The organism is Palleronia sp. (assembly GCF_042089775.1).
In the GTDB taxonomy this organism is placed as follows: Bacteria; Pseudomonadota; Alphaproteobacteria; order Rhodobacterales; family Rhodobacteraceae; genus Palleronia.
This window is the reverse complement of sequence record NZ_JBELKF010000072.1, coordinates 1-17,019: the sequence shown is the minus strand read 5'-3', so window position 1 is coordinate 17,019 and position 17,019 is coordinate 1. Positions and strand designations below refer to the sequence as shown.

The window sequence follows — 17,019 nt, the reverse complement described above, 5'->3', positions numbered from 1 at the left end:
GCCTGTGCCCCGGCCTGCGCGACAGCTACCGCGAAATGTGCCGCCTGATCGTCGCGAGCCGTCGTAGACCTGCGCTAACGGCTGCCGAGGCGGCGGTCGAGGACGCGGTGCGCGACCAGCTTGAGGGGCGCAAGCCCACGGCGCTCGCGGAGGCGGCGCCGCGCGGCTACCGCACCTTCGCCCCGGTGCCGATCTGGCCGCTGCTGTCGCCCGCCAGCCCCGCCGCAGGGCCACGTCCCGAGGGCGAGGAATCGAACGGCCCGCCGCCCGTCGCTGCCAGCACGCGCCGCAAGCTCGGCCTGCGCCGCAACCGCGGTGAGGCGAACCGCCGCGACAGCTTCATCATTCACCGCTTCGAGGCGATCCTCAGTTGGGCCGAGAGCATGAACCTCAACCGCATGATCGACGATGACGATGACGAGGACGCGGCGAAGGCGGCCGATGACCAGGACGACATCACCCTGTCGCGCCACGACCGCCGAGCGGCCAGCCGGCTGCGGATGCATCTCGACCTGTCGCCTGCGGATGCCGACTTCGAGCGGCTGGCCAAGGGCGTGACCTACACTGAATGGAACCATCGGACCCGCGCCTATATGCCTGACCATGTCCGCGTGCTCGAAACCGACGGGCAGCCCGATCCGGCGGACGGGTTCACGATCGACCCGAACCGCCTGGCCCGCGTGCGCCGCCAGTTCGAAGCCCTGCGCCCGCGCCGCATCCATCATCCGAGGCAGATCGAGGGGGCCGAGCTAGACCTCGACGCGCTGATCGCCTCGCAGGTCGAGATGCGCGCGACGGGCCGCTCCTCCGACCGCATCTATCAGGCTCTGCGGCAGACGGACCGGGACCTGACGGTGGCCTTCCTTCTCGATACCTCGCGCTCAACCGAAGCGGCGGTTGGCGACACTTCCGTCATCGATGTGGCACGCGAGGGGCTGGCGGCCCTTGCCGGCGGCATTGACGCGGCGGGCGACCGGCTTGGCATCTGGGGGTTTTCCTCGCTGCGTCGGGACCGGGTGTTCCTGAGCCGCGTCAAGCGCTTCGAAGAGGCGATGTCACCCGACGTAACCGCCCGGATCGGGGGCCTGAAGCCCGGTCACTACACGCGCCTCGGCGCCGCCATCCGTCATGTCAGCGCGCAGCTTGAAGAGCAGCGCGCTGCCCGCAAGCTCCTGCTGGTGCTGACGGATGGCAAGCCCAACGACCTCGACCATTACGAAGGACTTCACGGGATCGAGGATAGCCACATGGCTGTCCGCGAGGCCCGCCGCCTCGGCCAGTCCGTCCACGGCATCATCATCGACGAGGATGGGCAGGATTGGTTCGCCCGCATCTTCGGCCGCGGCGGCTTTTCGCTGCTGCCGAACCCGACGCGCCTGACCCGCGCACTGCCCGACATCTACCGCACGCTCATCAGGGAGAGCTGACATGACCCGCCTTCTCGCGATCCTTCTTCTTGCACCTGGCCTCGCGCTGGCGGCGCCGTACGAGCGCCCGATCCCCCAGGCGCAGAGCGCCACGGCCGAATTCTCGTTCGCGCTGGCCTCGCTCGCGCTTCTCGTCGGGCTCTACGCGGTCCACCGGCTGGTGATGCGGCGATGAGGTCCGGCTGGTCCACGCGCCGCCTGACCGTCGCGCTATATCCGTTCGGAGCGGGTGCGGCGGCCGTGAATGTTTTCTTCCTGTCGCTCATCCTGTCGTGGATCGGTCTGTCGGTGCTGACGCCCGTGCAGTCGGTCCTGAGCGGCTGCATCATCGGCATCCCCGCCAGCTGGGCCTTCGCCCGACACCTGCGCAGTCTGATGGATGGCGTGGACGCGGCATGACCGGCTGGCCGGAATTCGCGACGGCGCTCGCGCTGTTCGTCGGCACGCATTTTCTGCCGACCCGGCGCGGGCTGCGCGACAGGCTGATCGAGGTCATGGGCCGGCGCGTGTATTTCTCGGTCTACGGGCTGGTGTCGCTGCTGGTAGTGGTCTGGCTGACCGTGGCCGCGAACCGCGCGCCTTATGTATCGATCTGGTCGCAGCTCGAGTGGCACCGATGGGTCCCGACGCTGGTCATGCCGGTCGCGATCCTTCTCGCGGTGCTCGGGGCAGGGGTGGCGTATCCGCACACCCTCGGCGGCCGGCGCTCGGGCGGGTTCGACCGCTCAGCCCCCGGAGCGGCCGCGCTGTCACGGCACCCGCTCCTGTGGGCGTTGACGCTCTGGTCGTTGGCACATCTCGTCGCGAATGGCGACGTCGCGCACGTGATCCTGTTCGGCGGCTTTGCGCTGCTGTCGGTGGGCGCGATGGCCATCTTCGACCGGCGCGCGCGGCGGTCGATGAGCCCGGAAGACTGGGCGGCAGTTCAGCGGAGAACGCACATTCTGTCGCTCGCGCCCTTGATGAGCCGCAGGTGGCTCCGGGAGTGTCGGGCGACATTGGTTCGCTCTGCCCTCATTACCTTCGGCCTCTTCCTGATGATCATCCTCCTGCACGAACCTCTGATCGGGGTTTCTCCGCTGCCGCGTTAAAGGTTTTGCGATAGCGCAAAGTGGGGCGTCGGCGGGTTGGTTATGAGAGGGGCATGGAAAACCTCGATCAGCTCAGGGCCCTCGGCCTCTTCGACTCCCGCGTCCCGCGCTACACCAGCTATCCGACCGCCCCGGTCTTTTCCCCGGCGGTTGGTGCCGACTTCCAAGCAGAATGCCTTGAACGGCTCGACCCGGCCAAGCCGGTATCGGTGTACGTCCATATACCCTTCTGTGAACGGCTCTGCTGGTTCTGCGCGTGCCGCACGCAAGGCACCAAGACGCTGAGCCCGGTGGAAAGCTACCTCGACACGATCGAGGCCGAGCTTGCACATATCGCCGTGCACCTGCCGCGCGGCGTGCGGATGGGCCGGCTCCATTGGGGCGGCGGCACGCCGACCATCCTGCCGCCAGCGATGATCCACCGCCTGTCGCAGAGCCTGAAGGCGGTCATCCCGCCCGCCGAAGAGTTCGAGTTCTCGGTCGAGATCGATCCCACCATGGTGGACGACGCCAAGATTGCGGCACTGAAGGACGAAGACATGTCGCGCGCCAGCCTCGGCATCCAGGACTTCTGGGACAAGGTCCAGAAGGCCATCGGGCGCGAGCAGTCCTTCGAGGCGACCGAGCGTTGCGTCCGTGCACTGCGAGATGCCGGTGTCGTGTCGCTGAACACTGACCTCGTCTACGGACTGCCGTACCAGACGGTCGACACGGTGCGCGCGTCGGTCGAAAAAGTTCTGTCGCTGGCGCCGGACCGGGTCGCCCTGTTCGGTTACGCGCACGTGCCCCACATGTCGAAGCGGCAAAACCTCATCGACGAGGCGACGTTGCCAGGCGACGTGGAGCGTTACCATCTCTTCTGCGCGGCATCCGCGATGTTCCAGGAGGCCGGGTTCGACGCGATCGGCATCGATCATTTCGCGCGGCCGGACGACGGCCTTGCCACCGCGATGCGCAAAGGCCGGCTGCGGCGCAATTTCCAGGGCTACACCGAGGACACCTGCGGGACGCTGATCGGCCTTGGCGCGTCGTCGATCTCGCGGTTCGATGGCGGCTATGTCCAGAACGCCGCCGCGACCGGCGCCTACACCCAGCGTATCGATGCCGGAACGCTGGCGGGATATCGCGGCTACTGCCTGACCGAACAGGACAAGCTCCACGCCCGCGCGATCGAGATGCTGATGTGCGATTTCCGGATCGACAGCCGGACGCTGAGGGCCGAGTTCGGAGATGTTTGCGGCGCCCTCGCGCCGATCCACGGCACCGTCGCCGCGAAGTTTCAGGGCATGGCCGAACAAATGGGCGAAGACCTGCGGATCCGGGAAGAGGGCCGTCCGCTCACCCGTATCATCGCCGCCGAGTACGACCAGTTCCGCAGCATCGGCGCGACCTTCTCGCGGGCATCCTGAACCCGGCGGGAGAACGGTGGTGCCGGCAGATGGTTCGGCACCACACGAGTTTGCGCTGGCGCAAGCTTCTGACAGAATCCCATTGTCTTGCCCGCCTGACCTGACGATTCCACGTATCTGCCGGCTTCGATCCTTCCTATCGTCGGGGCACTGAAAGAGAGACCTTCCGAAGGAGCACACTGATGTTTCCCATGCGCGCCCAAGCCATCCTCCTGACATCTGCCGGAGCCCTCTTTGCGCTCTTCGCGACGGGACTCGGAGCGATGCTTTTAATCGCGGGTGGGCTGCTTGATCCGGGGCATGTCGCGGCCTTCGGAATGCCGATGCAGGTGGCGCTGGTCGCATTCGGCGCGGCCTTCGCGGCGGCTGCCCTGATTCTTGCGTTGCGCGGAGGCCGCCGCGCGCGCTGATCCGACCGCATTGGCCTCTGTGCCCGACCGATGTATGTCTGATCCCGGACCACCCGTCGGCGGTGCGCCGCAGGCAAGTCTTCAGAGGTCTGGAGCAATCGGGCCGTCTCGCCGCGCCGCATGGCGATGTTCGTGTTCTTCTCCCTGCCCGGTGTCTCGGCGACGTCCCGGATCACGCGAACTCCGGCGATCTGGACGCGATCCACGCGTCCATTGCGCAGGTGGGGCTGGCGCTTCTGCGGATATCGTGCGGCTCGATGGCCGAGCCATCCTGGCCGCGGGGCCGCTGGTCGAGCGCTTCGGGACAGCGCGTGATGCAGACGAGGCTGTCACTCATCGTCGTGGCGATGCTGACGATCATGGCCGGCGCCGTTCTTGCAAGCATTCCGCTCGTCACCCTGAGGCTGACCCTCCAGAGATTCGGCATGGGGGTGGAAGAAATCGGTATCAAAAACGACGGCGCGACGTCGAACGCATCATCGGGCGCCGATTCCTGCATGGCTGCTTAAGCCTTGGCACAGTGGGCGGTGCGCAGAATCTGAATTCTCTCGCGTTTCCCGTCGCGTGGCATTCCGGAATCATCGCGGTGTTCGACCTCGCATGATCGTCTGGGCCATGCGTTTCGTTCCCGCCGGAGCCGGACGCGAAGTGCGGGCGATCCCGCTGGGCATGGACCTGAAGGTGGCCCCGCTCTGGATCGATGACCGCCTGGTGCTCATCGCGATCATCGTGCTTGCCATGGCGCTGGCCGAAGGCGCGGCCAAGGACTGGCTTCCGATCCTGATGGTCGACGAATACGGGTTAATCGAGCCACCGGTTCTCTCGTCTCTCTTGTTTTCGCCATCGCCGTGACTGTCGGCGCGCTTGGAGGAGGATGCTTCCTCGGTCGCTTCGGCCGTGCGGCGGTGATCCGATCAAGCGCTGTCTTGGGAGCACTGGGTGTAGCGAGTCTTTATCGCCGAAGATCCCATCCTCGGCGGGCTGGCCATGATCTTCTGGCGGCTTGGCGTGTTGCTGGGATTCCCGGTGGCCTTGTCGGCGGCCGGTGACTCGGGGCCGATTCCGTTGGCGAGGGTGTCGGCCCACGCAACGCCCCACCTGATCGTGCTCGAGGCCGTCCTATTCGCCGCCGTCATCGCGCCCGCAGTGCGGGGGGCGGGCACCATCAGCAGCACGGATGCGGTGACTGGTGAGTACCCACCGCCCTTTTTTGGAAAGACGGATGAAGTGCAGCGCGGTCAGGAGATCGCTAGGTTCACCTCGACCCGGATATCGGGGCGCGACCGATCCGCCGCGACGCTTCCGACATGGGCGCGGGGTGCGAGGCCGGCATCCATGAGGTTGGCCAGCGACTGGTTGTCGATGCGGGGCACATAGCCAAGCGTATCACCCTCGACCGTCCACACGGCGACAGCGCGAGGGTCGTAGTCATTTTCGGGTTCGCGCACCAGGCGTAGGGGCGCACCCGCGCGAAGCGCGCGCGCGGCGCGCCGCTCCGCCCCGGCGACATAGGTGTGCAAGAGGGGCACCTCGCGCGCCGTAACGCCGTCACTGGCCGCTGCTGCCATACCGGCGCCGCTCGCGGCAGCCACGCCTCCGCTGGCAATGAAGCCTCGTCGAGTCCAGGCGGTCATTGCAGATCCCCCCCCTCCGTGTCCGGCAGCTGGTGGGCCTGCGGATATGTTCCCGGACGTGCGGCGCCCGGATCCGGCACCTCGTCCAGCGGCTCCATCGGGCGGATGCTGAACTCGCCCTTGCCGTCGATCGAGGGGCCCTCGCTCCAGCGGCCGCGAGGCGGCTCGGCGCCATCGGCGGTGAAGCCGAGGTAGACGTAGTTGAAGTCCTGGTTCTCGGCTTCTTGCGGGAACGAATTCGGGACCGGCATCCGCGGCCGCTCTTCCTCGAGTTCTTCGATCATCGCTTTCCACTGGTTCTGGTGCATCGTGTCGCGCGCGATGAGGTAGGACAGCATGTCGCGCATCCCCGGGTCCTGCGTCATGTGGTAGAGACGCGTCGCCAGCGTCCGCCCAGTGCCTTCGGCGGTGATGTTTGCATACATGTCGCCGGCGATGTTGCCCGAGGCGTAGACGTGGCTCATGTCGAACGGGACGCCGTCTGCATCCACGGGCAGCGCCGCAAGACACGCCGACAGGAACTGTCGAAAGTTGCGCTCGCCCATGAACGACCCCACGGCCGCATCCTGCGCACCCTCTTCCTGAAGCTCGAGCGGTGCGCCCTCGAGGTTCAGCGCCACGGCCGTCGCGAGCATCTCGATGTGACCAAGCTCTTCCGAAGCGGTGTTGAGCAGCATGTCGCGATACTTGCTCGGACCGCGCATCCCCTAGGCCTGGAACATGTACTGCATCGCCACGCGGATTTCGCCTTCGATGCCGCCGATCGCCTGCTGCAGGGCGCGTGCGAACGTCGGATCCGGCGTCTCGACACGTACGGGGAACTGCAGCCCTAGTCAGTGTAGAGCATCAGCCTTCTCCAGTGGTTCAGCTCCTGGAGCAGGTACATCATCAACCGCATCCACGATGACTTGTTCCGGGCCTCGTCATCAGGAAATTTCCGAGGGCGCCGCAACGCCTGCGACGCGGCGCCTTCTGCCGCATGAGGCAGGTTGAAACCCCGCCCGCCCCGTGTTCTCTGCGCAGGGCAAACGAGGGAGGAAGATGTCATGACGATCAAGCTGACGCGCCGCGCGGCGATCACCTGTGCCGCGGCACTAGCCGCCGTTCCCGCTGTCGCGCAGAACGCCTGGCCGACGCAGCCGGTGCATGTCTATGTCGGCTTTCCGGCCGGGTCCTCGCCCGACACGCTGGCCCGCATCATCACCGAGCCGCTGGCGCAACGCCTCGGCCAACCGGTTGTGGTCGAGAACAAGCCCGGCGCGGGCGGCGTGATCGGCGTGCAGCAGATGCTGGCCGCCTCCGGCGACGGCCACACGTTCGGCACGACGATCAACGGCCCCCTCACCACCGCGCAGCGGCTGATGGACGACACCGGTTTCGACGTCGAGGCCGACATCGCGCCGGTGACGCTGATCGCGACGTCGCCGCTTGTTCTCGCGGTGTCGACCGATTCCGGCATCTCGGACCTTGAGGGCTTCATCGAAGCTGCTGGCGCCGAGGAGGATGCGCTGGCTTACGGGTCGGTGGGGCAGGGGTCGGGCGCGCACCTGACGGCAGAACTGTTCGCGGACGCTGCCGGCGTCAGCATGCTGCACATCCCCTTCACCAGCTATGCCGAGGTCACGACCTCAATCATCGGGGGCGAGATCGACGCGGGCTTCATGGCACCTTCGGCCGCGCTGCCCCATGTCGAAGCCGGCAAGATGCAGATGCTCGGCATCACCTCGGCCGAGAGCTTTCCGCAGGCGCCCGACGTGCCGGTGATGGCGGGCAGTGCCGGCCTGCCCGAGGACTTACGCGCCGAGCTGTGGAACGCGTTCATCGCGCCCGCCGACACCGACCCCGAGGTGATCGAGCGGCTCAACACCGAGATCAACGACATCCTCGCCGACCCCGAGGTGCAGCAGAAGCTGCTCGACATCGGCTGGCAGGCCGAGCCGGGTACCTCGCAGGAGCTTGCGGAACGGATCGCGACCGACACCGAGATGTGGGGCGCTGTGATCGACCGGGTTCAGGCGGACCAGTAGATAAAGGATGAGGCGCGACTGGGCTGACATTGCCGGCGGCCTTGCCCTGGCCGCTGTCGGAGCCTTCGCCGCTGGCTGGGCGCTGACGCATTACGACATTGGCACGTTGCGCCGGATGGGGCCGGGGTTCTTTCCCGTCGTTCTCGGGACGCTCCTGACCGTGCTGGGCCTGATGGTCGGGCTGCCGGCATGGCGGCGCGCCGGCGCACCGGCGAGGTTCGAGCCGCTGGCCGTGGTGGCGGTCCTCGCGTCGATCGTGATCTTTGGGGCGGGGCTGTCCCACGTCGGGCTCGTCGGAGCCACGGGGTCAGCGGTGATCGTCGCGACGCTCCCCGCTCCGCACTCTGGATTGACGTGGCGGATCGTGCTGACGGCGGCGGTGACGGCGCTGACGGTGCTGGTGTTCAGCTTCGGGCTGCGCATGACCCTTCCCCTCTGGCCGCGCCTGCCGTGACGACCTGGGAGGGCCTTGTCTACGGCATGGGCTTCGCGCTTCAGCCGGGCGTGCTGATCTACTGCCTGCTGGGCGTGGTCCTGGGCTCGTTCGTCGGCGTGCTGCCGGGGATCGGCGCGATGGCCGCCATCTCGCTGCTGCTGCCGATCACCTACTACATTACTGCCGAGGCCGCCCTGATCATGCTGGCCGGCGTGTATTACGGTGCGCAGTATGGCGGCGCCGTGGCGTCGATCCTGATGCGGCTGCCGGGGACGCCGCAATCGGCGATCACCTCGCTCGACGGATATCCGATGGCGCGGCAGGGGCGGGCCGGGGTGGCGCTGTTCGCGGCGATGGCGTCGTCCTTCGCCGGCTCGATCATCGGGATCGCAGTGCTGGTGGTGCTGGCGGGATGGCTGTCACGTGCAGCCACCGCCTTTGGCGCCGCGGATTACGCCGCGATGATGATCCTCGGCCTCGTCGCTGCCTCGACCATCGGGACGGACCGACCGGCCAAGGGGTTCGCGATGGTGGTACTGGGGCTGCTGCTGGGCTGCGTCGGAACGGACGTGAACTCTGGCGTGCAGCGCTTCACCTTCGGGCAGACGGAGATGCTGGACGGGATCAACCTTGTCGCGCTGGCCATGGGCCTTTTCGGTGTGGCCGAGGTCATCGCCAATGTCCGCGATCCCGACCGGCAAGGCGTGGCCGAGCGGATCGGCCTGCGCCGCCTGATGCCCGGGCGTGAGGACCTGCGGCGCATGAGCTGGCCCACCATCAGGGGCAGCGCGCTCGGCAGCTTCTTCGGCGCTTTGCCGGGCACGGGATCGACACTGTCGTCCTTCCTCAGCTACGCGATGGAGCGGCGTGTCGCCCGCAAGCCCGAACGGTTCGGCGAGGGCGCGATCGAGGGCGTGGCCGGCCCCGAGGCGGCGAACAACGCGGCCGCCATCACGGCCTTCGTGCCGACCCTGACCCTTGGCATCCCGGGCGACCCGATCATGGCGCTGATGCTGGGCGCCCTGGTGATCCACGGTATTCAACCGGGTCCGCTGATGCTCGAAGCCCGCCCCGAGATGTTTTGGGGGCTGGTGGCCAGCTTTGGCATCGGAAACCTGCTGCTCCTGATCCTCAACCTGCCCCTGATCGGCATCTGGGTGGCGATGCTGCGCATCCCGTTCCGGTGGCTCTACCCGGCGATCCTGGTGTTCGTCTGCCTCGGCGTCTATTCGGTCAGGGGGCTGAGCTTCGACATCCTCGCCGTGGCCGCGATCGGCCTTGCCGGCTATCTGCTGGCGATCGCCTCCTTCAGTCCGGCGCTGCTGCTTCTGGGCTTCGTCCTTGGTCCGCTGATCGAGACGAACCTGCGCCGCGCGCTCCTGATCTCTCGCGGGGACCCGATGGTGTTTCTCGAGCGTCCGGTCGCCGCGGGTTTCGTTTTGGTGACCGCTGTGCTTCTGCTCAGTTCGGTTTGGCAGGCGTGGCGGATGAGGCGCGGCTGAGAGAAGCGCGTCAAGCAACGAGGTCGGGCCATAGCTCATGCGGGTTTTCGCCGGGTTTGGCTTGACCAACCTGCAGCGCTTCCCGAGACAGGCGGCGTTGCATGCAGGGGTGCGTCATGACCGTTTCGCTTATCAATGCCCGCAAGACCTTCGGCGGCCAGACTGCCGTGGACGGCGTGACAGCTGAGATCGGAGAAGGAGAGTTCTTCGTGATCCTCGGCCCCTCCGGCTGCGGAAAATCCACCCTTCTGCGGCTGATCGCGGGGCTCGAGCGGTGCGACGGCGGCGAGATCGCAATTGGCGGGCGGACCGTATCGGGGCCCGGCCGACATGTTCCGCCCGAAGAGCGGGACGTGGGCGTGGTCTTCCAGTCCTACGCGCTCTGGCCGCACATGGATGTGCGGGATAACGTCGCCTTCCCGATTGAAAGCGCCGGCCGTTCGCGCGCCAAGGCACGCGTCGAGGCTGCCGATCATCTGCGGACAGTGGCGCTCGAAGAGTTCGCGGCGCGCCGGCCGGCCGAGCTGTCGGGCGGTCAGCGTCAGCGTGTCGCTTTGGCGCGCTGTCTTGCCGGCGGCGCGCATACCGTCCTGATGGACGAACCGCTGGCGAACCTCGACCCGCATCTGCGCGCCAACATGGAGGAGGAGATCGCCGCCTTTCACCACCGCGCCGGGGCCACCACCATCTACATCACCCATGACCAGCGCGAGGCGATGGCGCTGGCCACACGCGTCGCCGTCATGGCGCGAGGCCGTTTCCAGCAGGTGGCCACGTCGCAGGAAATCCATGATCGGCCCGCGACGGAAGAGGTCGCGCGCTTTATCGGGCGCGCCGCCATCTTGTCGGCTCGGATAGCTACCGATGGTGCGGCCATGATCGGCGGCCAAGCGGTGCCGGTCGCAAGGGCCAACACGTCGCAGCGGGAAGGCTCGGTCGTGGTCCGTCCCGGCGACATCCGGCTGGGCAGCGGACCTTTCACAGCTCGGCTTGACCGGGTTTTCTATCGTGGTGGCGCTTGGGAGGGGCTGGCTGTAGTCCAGAACCTGGCGGAGCCGCTGCCGGTCAGCAGCCCGCGGCCCCTTACCTCTGGCGCAGAGGTTGCGCTGTCGATCGAGGGCGGTTGGCTGCTGCCGGACGCAGGTTCAGAGGCGCCAGGGCACGACGCCGGGCGGCAGTCGGCGGCCGAAGCGGTCGAGTAGCGCCATCAGAACCACGGTCGCCAGCACGGTGACCGTCGACATCGCCGCCGCGAGCGTGGTGTAGCCGCCGTCCTCGTAGTTGAAGATCGTGGTGCCGATGGTCTCGTTCCCGCGCGACCAGAGCAGCGCCGAGACGGTGACCTCATTATAGGCGGTCAGGAACACGAGGATCGCCCCCGACGCGGCCGCAGGAGCCATCAGCGGCAGGTGGATCCGCCGCAACCGCCGCCCGAAGCCCGCGCCCGACACCCGCGCCGCGTCGTCCAGCGACGGGTCGAGCTGCCCGGCGGCGGCGGAAACGGGCTTGAGCGCGACCGCGAAATAGGCTGTCAGGTAGGCTAGGAAGATCAGCCCCAGCGTGTTGTAGAGCGAGAACCCGCTGCCGAGGATCGGCCGGATGTAGACGAGGATGAAGGCAACTGAGATGACGAGGCCGGGGATGGCGTAGCTGATCTCGGCCAAGGTCGCGACGGTGCCGCCGCCGGTCTGCGCGAGCCGCCACCGCCGGGCGCCGAAATAGGCCACGAGTGCCGCGAACGCCGCCAGCGTCAGCGCGGCGCAGCCGGCTACGATGCTCGAGTTGCGGAAGGCGCGGGCAGGGGCGCTCTGGCGGACAAGGACGTCGGCGAAGTTGTCCCATGTCAGCGTGTCGAACGTCAGCGGCACCCCGTAGGTCGAGACGAGGGAGGTTGCCACCAGCGACGTCAGCGGCAGCGCCAGCGTAGCTACGACAAAAAGGGCGAGTGCCACCTCCCACAGCGGGCGGGCGTGGCCCAGGTCGATACGCAGCGCCGGTTGCGGCGGGCCGATGAGCCCGGCCCGCACCACGCGCTGGAGCCACGATTGCAGCGCCACCGCCAGCACCGCAACCACCGCCAGCACCATCGAAAGGACGGCAACGTCCGTCAGTACGCTTGGCCCAAAGCCCGCGAGCTGCCGCCAGATCAGCACCGGGAGCGTCACATATCGGCCGGGCACACCCAGAAGCGCAGGGATGCCGAAATTGCCGAGCGCCGAGACGAAGGCCAGCGCCAGAGCGGCAATCAGCGAGGGCGCCAGTAGCGGCAGCAGGATCCGGCGCAGCAGGCGCGGGGGCCTAGCACCGGCGATGCGGGCGGCCTCGCTGACCTCGCGGGGCAGGCCGCGCAGGGCCGCGAGCACCACGAGAAAGACCAGCGGCGTGTGCTGGATCGTCAGAAGCAGGATCACCCCGCCGCGCGAATATAGCGGATGGGCCGCGCCGATCGGGGGCGCGAGGCCGAGCCAGCCGAGCACCGGGCTCGACGGACCGAGCGCCTGGATCCACGATATCGCCGTGACATGCGGCGGGATCATCATCGGCAGCAGAAGAAGGAAGACGAAGACGCCCTTGCCGCGCAGGTTGGTCAGACCGATCACGAAGGCCAGCACCGTGCCCAGCACGAGGGCTGCGAGCGCCGAGCACGCGCCGCTGTCGAGGCTGTTGAACAGCGCGCGGCGGGTCGCCTCGCTGGCCAGTGCCTCGCGAAGCGGGCCAAGGCCGTCGGATAGTCCGGTCCAGAACAGTCGGCCGAGCGGCAGCAGGAAAAGGCCTGCCGCCGCCGCCATAAGCCCGGCGAGAGCAAGGCCTTCGCCGCTTATGGATCGTCGCATCAGCCCCCGAACATCTCGGTAAAGCGCTGCTTGTTGGCCTTGTCGTTGGCCAGCGCCGCGGCGGGATCGAAGTCGATCACCTTGATCTCTGAGCGGTCGGGGAAGTAGTCGGGCGCGGCCACGCCGGGATGCGCGGGCAGGTAGCCTTGTTGCGCCGCCAGTTCCTGGCCCTTCTCGGACAGCAGGAAGTCGACGAAAGCTTTCGCCGTCTCGACGTTCTGGGCCGTTTCGAGGATCGCGACAGGCTCGGTCACGGCCGAGACGCCTTCCTCGGGGAAGACGAAGCCGACCGGCGCACCGTCCTGGATGTTGCGGAGGGCGAGGAAGTCCACGACGAAACCATAAAGCGACTGGCCGCCCGCGACGGCCTGATAGGTGCCGCCGTTGCCGCCCTGAGCGATGGCGCCCTGGTCGGCGAGGCCTTCGTAATAGTCCCAGCCGAGTTCCGGCAGACCGGTGAGCGACACCATGTGGATTGTCGCCGCACCCGATTCCAGCGGCGAGGGCATGACGATGTTGTTCTCGGCCTCGGGCTTCAGCAGATCGGAATAGCTCTCGGGCACCATCTCGGCCGCGTCGTTGTAGACGATGCCGGTGGTGATGAGCTTGGTCGAGAAATAGTGTCCCTCGGGGTCCATCAGGCCCTCGTCATAGGCCGAGACGTCGGCCTCGGGATAGGCCATCAGGCGGCCTTCCTGCTTCAGGCTTTCCATCGTCACCGTGTCGGCGATCAGGAGGACGTCGGGCTGCGGCTGGCCGGCCTCGAACTCGGCACGCAAGCGTGCCATCATCTGGGTGGTGCCATCGCGGACCCAATCGACCTCGACATTAGGGTACACTTCCTTGAAGGCTTCCACGGTCTGCTGAGCATCCTGGTCCGGCTGTGACGTGTAGAGGACGAGCGTGCCCGAAAGGTCTTGAGCGTCGGTGTCCTGAGCCAGTGCGGGAGCGGCGGTCAGCGCCGCGGCAAGCGCGAGGATGGCAGTGCGTTGCATGGATGTCTCCTGAGTTACCTGCGGGCTGCCGCCTACCAGTTCTATGTGACAGATCTGCGAAGGATCAGCCATCATGAGGAGCCGGCCGATGACGTCCGCTGCAGCCCCCGCGGCCGAGTTTGTACAGCGATGCAACGTCGCAACGGGCGCAACTGTTGAGTTCGAGATTGGCACCGCTGGGACATCCGGTCACTTCGCAAGGCAGCCGGCTTGGTCGTCTTCTGCCGCTCCATCAATAATTTGTTGACCATGCGTTAATTCTTCATCCGGATGGAAAGAAGATCTTAGGTCTGCCGGGGCATGGTGCCGTCAAGGAGACAGCAATGGCCGGGAATCAGACCGTCAAGCACCTGCGCAACCAGCTGATCGCAAGCATTCTTCTGCTCGCGGTATTTGCCGCGCTGCCTTTGCTCATCGTCGGCAAGAACAGTGTCGGGCGCATCGATTCGGCTGCGGCGGAAAGGGAGAAGGCGCAGACTGTCGCTGCCGTCACGCGCCGACTCGACGATCTGCCCGTCGAACAAAGAAGCGCAACCGTCTGGGACGAAGCGGTCGTGAAAGTCGAAGACAACGATGCCGATTGGATGGACAACAACCTCGGCATCTGGATGCACGAGTACTTCGGACATGACGCGAGCTTCGTTCTCGATCCCTCGCTCGATCCGATCTACGCGGCCGTCGACCGTGAAAGACGTGCGCCGGAGACGTTCGACGCCGTAGCATCCCAGGTTCTCCCGCTGGCGGAACGGGTACGGGACGTGGTCCTTGCCGGGGACCGCGACCTTGAGGAAGTCTCCAAGTCCGCCTACGCCGCACTGGAGGGCGGCCCGGCCGTCGTCAGCGTCATTCCCATCATTCCCGATACGGAAAACCTGGACCTCGCGCCTCAGGATACCCACCTCCACGTCGCTGTGGACTATCTCGACGCTGCGTATGTCGAGTCCGTCACTCACGGCCTGGCGCTGTCGGATCCTGTCATCGCCGGGCCGGAAGTGACCCTGCTGCCCGAAAGCTCTATCGCGTTCGAGAATGATGAGGGCGCCGTCGTCGCGCGATTAGGGTGGACGCCGTCCCGGCCGGCTCGCGGACTGGTGGCCGCACTTTTGCCTCTGATTGTCCTCTGGCTGCTTGGGGGCACCATCATCGTCCTTTCGCTGACGCGGCGCTTGATCCGGACAACAGAGAAGCTCCAGCAAAGCGAAGCGCATGCCCGGTATCTGGCTTTTCACGACCCCCTGACGCGATTGCCGAACCGCGCCCTGTTCGAAGATCGGCTCAACCAGGCGCTGGCGACGATCGTGCGAGGCGGGCCCCCCGTCACATTGCTGATGCTGGACCTCGACCGGTTCAAGAACGTCAACGACACGCTGGGACATCCCGCCGGCGACGAGATGATCCGTCAGGTCGGCGCCCGGATCCAGAGCCGAATTCGCCGGAGCGATACCGCCGCCCGCCTGGGGGGTGACGAATTCGCCGTCATCCTTGTAGGCGAGATCGAGGGAGGCGACCTCGACGCCTTCTGTGAAGATTTAATCGCCGAGATCTCTCGTCCCTACGATCTGTTCGGCAACCCCGCCCATGTCTCGGCCAGCGTCGGCGCTTGCCGCGCGGAGGAAGGGAATGAGGATCCGGACGAGCTTGTCCGCCGCGCGGACGTTGCGCTGTACCATGCCAAGGGCGCAGGCCGTGCGCAGCATTGTCTATTTTCCGACGATATCGATACGCGGGCGGCTGTAACGCTTGGCTAGCGGTGTGCAGCGAGAGGCCATCGCGCCACCTCCGGCTCTCTCTCTCGCCGTTCGCTGCCGAAGATGAGCGAACCCACCCCAGGCATTGCCGACCTTTCCGGTCGAGCCAGCCGATCCGGTGGCGTGCTTGCGCGATCTTAACCAGTCTCAGACGCAAGCTGGTGATCCCGTGCAGGCCGTCGAGTGTCCTGCGGACGTCAGCCGCCGCGATACGACGAAAGGCGACCCCGCGAAGCAACCGCGCTTGCTGACCCGCGTTGGCCCTTCATGAGATATATCGCCCTCGTCTGCCTCGCTGTATTTCTGCCCCTGTCCCTCTCAGCGCAGGATGCAGCCTCTTTGGCTCCTGAAACTGGTATCGGCGTCGGACCTATACGGGTCGGCGTCGCCGCGAATCCGCCTTACGCGCTAGACGCTGGGGACGGTGCATGGCTTGGCATGGGCATCGACATCTGGCGTCTTGTCGCAGAGCGCGAGGGTTGGTCCTATGAGCTGGTCGCGGCGGGACCTGACGACCTGCAGAGCGGCACTGTGGACGTCCTTCTTCCGGTGGTGGCGAACCCCGCGCTCGAAGATCGAGCGGACCTGTCCCTGCCGTTTCACACCGCCACCATGGGAGTCGCGGCAGAGCGCGAGTCCCGGCTTCTGTCAGTTATGCGCGGGTTTGCCTCGTGGCGCTTTTTGCAACTCGTGGTGTCTCTGTCCGCGCTTCTACTGGTTGTCGGGGCGCTGATCTGGCTGATGGAGCGACGCCGCAACCGCGAAGAATTCAATCCCGGCGTGCTGAGGGGCTTGGGCGACGGCTTCTGGTGGGCCGGCGTGACGCTGACGACGATCGGCTATGGCGACAAGGCGCCCAAGACCCTGCTGGGGCGCATGGTGGCGATGCTGTGGATGCTGACCGGCTTGGCGGTAAGTGCGGCGTTGACTGCGGCGGTAGTGACGCTGGCGCAACCGGGCAGATCCGGAGCGCTCCCCGAGCGCTTCGCCGGAGAGACGGTCAGCGTTGTCGCCGGATCGACGACCGCCCGCTATCTGGAGTCCGCCGGGGTGCGGATCGCGCCGCGCCCGGACATGGACGGCATACTGAGCGCCTTGCAGTCGCGCGACGTCACCCGCGCCGCAGCGCCAGCCCCGGTTCTGCGATACGCAATCTCCGAGCGGGGCTCGTTCGATTTCGGCGTTTCCGTTACGACGCTCAACCCGCTGATGATCGCCTTCGCGTTTCCCGAAGGGTCGGACCTGCGCGAGCGGGCGAACCGCGCATTGCTCAACGTCCTCTCCAGCGAAACGGGTTGGGACATCATCCAGCGATACAACCAGGTCGACGATTGATGCATCAGCGTGCCTACGCCCGGTTGGAACCCGGAGGCGTGGATGTCCTGTTCCACCAAAGCACCGGTATGCGAGCATCGTAGCGTCGCATGCTAGGCTCTGGACCCATAACCAGAAGCGGCGAGGGCGATGGCCGAGAGGAAGACTTTTGGGCTTCGGTCATAACGCGTC

At 66.6% G+C, this 17,019-nt stretch carries 17 protein-coding genes and 1 pseudogene; 14 read left to right on the top strand and 4 right to left on the bottom strand.

The window, feature by feature from the left end:
- The 8 genes from ACFDS3_RS15125 to ACFDS3_RS15090 all read left to right on the top strand — a co-directional run.
- On the top strand, positions 1 to 1,427 hold a 1,427-nt coding region (locus tag ACFDS3_RS15125; RefSeq protein ID WP_375263189.1), incomplete at its 5' end, for a nitric oxide reductase activation protein NorD.
- Position 1,428: 1 nt separating this feature from the next.
- Positions 1,429 to 1,602, top strand: coding sequence for a hypothetical protein (locus ACFDS3_RS15120; protein ID WP_375263188.1), 174 nt, complete (start codon positions 1,429 to 1,431; stop codon positions 1,600 to 1,602).
- A complete protein-coding gene (locus tag ACFDS3_RS15115) occupies positions 1,599 to 1,826 on the top strand; it encodes an NnrT protein (protein WP_375263187.1) in 228 nt (75 codons plus the stop codon). The genes ACFDS3_RS15120 and ACFDS3_RS15115 overlap by 4 nt, the downstream gene beginning before the upstream one ends.
- A complete protein-coding gene (locus ACFDS3_RS15110; RefSeq protein ID WP_375263186.1) occupies positions 1,823 to 2,518 on the top strand; it encodes an NnrU family protein in 696 nt (231 codons plus the stop codon). Before ACFDS3_RS15115 ends, ACFDS3_RS15110 begins: the two co-directional genes overlap by 4 nt.
- A gap of 53 nt (positions 2,519 to 2,571) precedes the next feature.
- Positions 2,572 to 3,927: an oxygen-independent coproporphyrinogen III oxidase gene (gene hemN / locus ACFDS3_RS15105; protein WP_375263185.1), complete on the top strand. Its 1,356-nt coding sequence runs from the start codon at positions 2,572 to 2,574 to the stop codon at positions 3,925 to 3,927.
- 182 nt (positions 3,928 to 4,109) lie between these two features.
- On the top strand, positions 4,110 to 4,337 hold the full coding sequence (locus ACFDS3_RS15100) for a hypothetical protein (RefSeq protein ID WP_375263184.1): 228 nt from the start codon (positions 4,110 to 4,112) through the stop codon (positions 4,335 to 4,337).
- A gap of 62 nt (positions 4,338 to 4,399) precedes the next feature.
- On the top strand, positions 4,400 to 4,846 hold the full coding sequence (locus ACFDS3_RS15095; protein WP_375263183.1) for a hypothetical protein: 447 nt from the start codon (positions 4,400 to 4,402) through the stop codon (positions 4,844 to 4,846).
- A gap of 106 nt (positions 4,847 to 4,952) precedes the next feature.
- A complete protein-coding gene (locus tag ACFDS3_RS15090; RefSeq protein WP_375263182.1) occupies positions 4,953 to 5,189 on the top strand; it encodes a hypothetical protein in 237 nt (78 codons plus the stop codon).
- A gap of 386 nt (positions 5,190 to 5,575) precedes the next feature.
- Here ACFDS3_RS15090 and ACFDS3_RS15085 read toward each other — a convergent pair whose 3' ends face one another.
- Entirely contained in the window at positions 5,576 to 5,971 is a 396-nt protein-coding gene (locus tag ACFDS3_RS15085; protein ID WP_375263181.1) for an HIRAN domain-containing protein, read from the bottom strand.
- A pseudogene (locus ACFDS3_RS15080) lies at positions 5,968 to 6,798 on the bottom strand (manganese catalase family protein). Before ACFDS3_RS15080 ends, ACFDS3_RS15085 begins: the two are co-directional and overlap by 4 nt.
- Before the next feature lie 219 nt (positions 6,799 to 7,017).
- Here ACFDS3_RS15080 and ACFDS3_RS15075 point away from each other — a divergent pair.
- The 4 genes from ACFDS3_RS15075 to ACFDS3_RS15060 all read left to right on the top strand — a co-directional run bounded on the left by ACFDS3_RS15075 (position 7,018) and on the right by ACFDS3_RS15060 (position 11,138).
- The gene (locus ACFDS3_RS15075) at positions 7,018 to 7,998 is read left to right on the top strand and encodes a Bug family tripartite tricarboxylate transporter substrate binding protein (RefSeq protein WP_375263180.1); all 981 of its coding nucleotides are present in this window, start codon (positions 7,018 to 7,020) and stop codon (positions 7,996 to 7,998) included.
- A 7-nt stretch (positions 7,999 to 8,005) separates the two neighbouring features.
- A complete protein-coding gene (locus ACFDS3_RS15070; protein WP_375263179.1) occupies positions 8,006 to 8,452 on the top strand; it encodes a tripartite tricarboxylate transporter TctB family protein in 447 nt (148 codons plus the stop codon).
- Positions 8,449 to 9,936: a tripartite tricarboxylate transporter permease gene (locus ACFDS3_RS15065; protein ID WP_375263178.1), complete on the top strand. Its 1,488-nt coding sequence runs from the start codon at positions 8,449 to 8,451 to the stop codon at positions 9,934 to 9,936. The genes ACFDS3_RS15070 and ACFDS3_RS15065 overlap by 4 nt, the downstream gene beginning before the upstream one ends.
- Positions 9,937 to 10,052: 116 nt before the next feature.
- Complete coding sequence (locus ACFDS3_RS15060) at positions 10,053 to 11,138, top strand: ABC transporter ATP-binding protein (RefSeq protein ID WP_375263177.1); 1,086 nt, start codon at positions 10,053 to 10,055, stop codon at positions 11,136 to 11,138.
- On the opposite strand, the gene ACFDS3_RS15055 is transcribed toward ACFDS3_RS15060, so the two are convergent.
- Both ACFDS3_RS15055 and ACFDS3_RS15050 read right to left on the bottom strand, forming a co-directional pair.
- Positions 11,082 to 12,770, bottom strand: a complete 1,689-nt coding sequence (locus tag ACFDS3_RS15055; protein ID WP_375263176.1) for an ABC transporter permease — start codon at positions 12,768 to 12,770, stop codon at positions 11,082 to 11,084. The genes ACFDS3_RS15060 and ACFDS3_RS15055 overlap by 57 nt on opposite strands.
- Entirely contained in the window at positions 12,770 to 13,765 is a 996-nt protein-coding gene (locus ACFDS3_RS15050) for an ABC transporter substrate-binding protein (RefSeq protein WP_375263175.1), read from the bottom strand. The genes ACFDS3_RS15055 and ACFDS3_RS15050 overlap by 1 nt, the downstream gene beginning before the upstream one ends.
- Positions 13,766 to 14,088: 323 nt before the next feature.
- Between ACFDS3_RS15050 and ACFDS3_RS15045 the strand changes: the two genes are divergently transcribed.
- Positions 14,089 to 15,513, top strand: a complete 1,425-nt coding sequence (locus tag ACFDS3_RS15045) for a diguanylate cyclase domain-containing protein (protein WP_375263174.1) — start codon at positions 14,089 to 14,091, stop codon at positions 15,511 to 15,513.
- A gap of 267 nt (positions 15,514 to 15,780) precedes the next feature.
- On the top strand, positions 15,781 to 16,848 hold the full coding sequence (locus ACFDS3_RS15040; RefSeq protein ID WP_375263173.1) for an ion channel: 1,068 nt from the start codon (positions 15,781 to 15,783) through the stop codon (positions 16,846 to 16,848).
- Positions 16,849 to 17,019 lie beyond the last annotated feature (171 nt).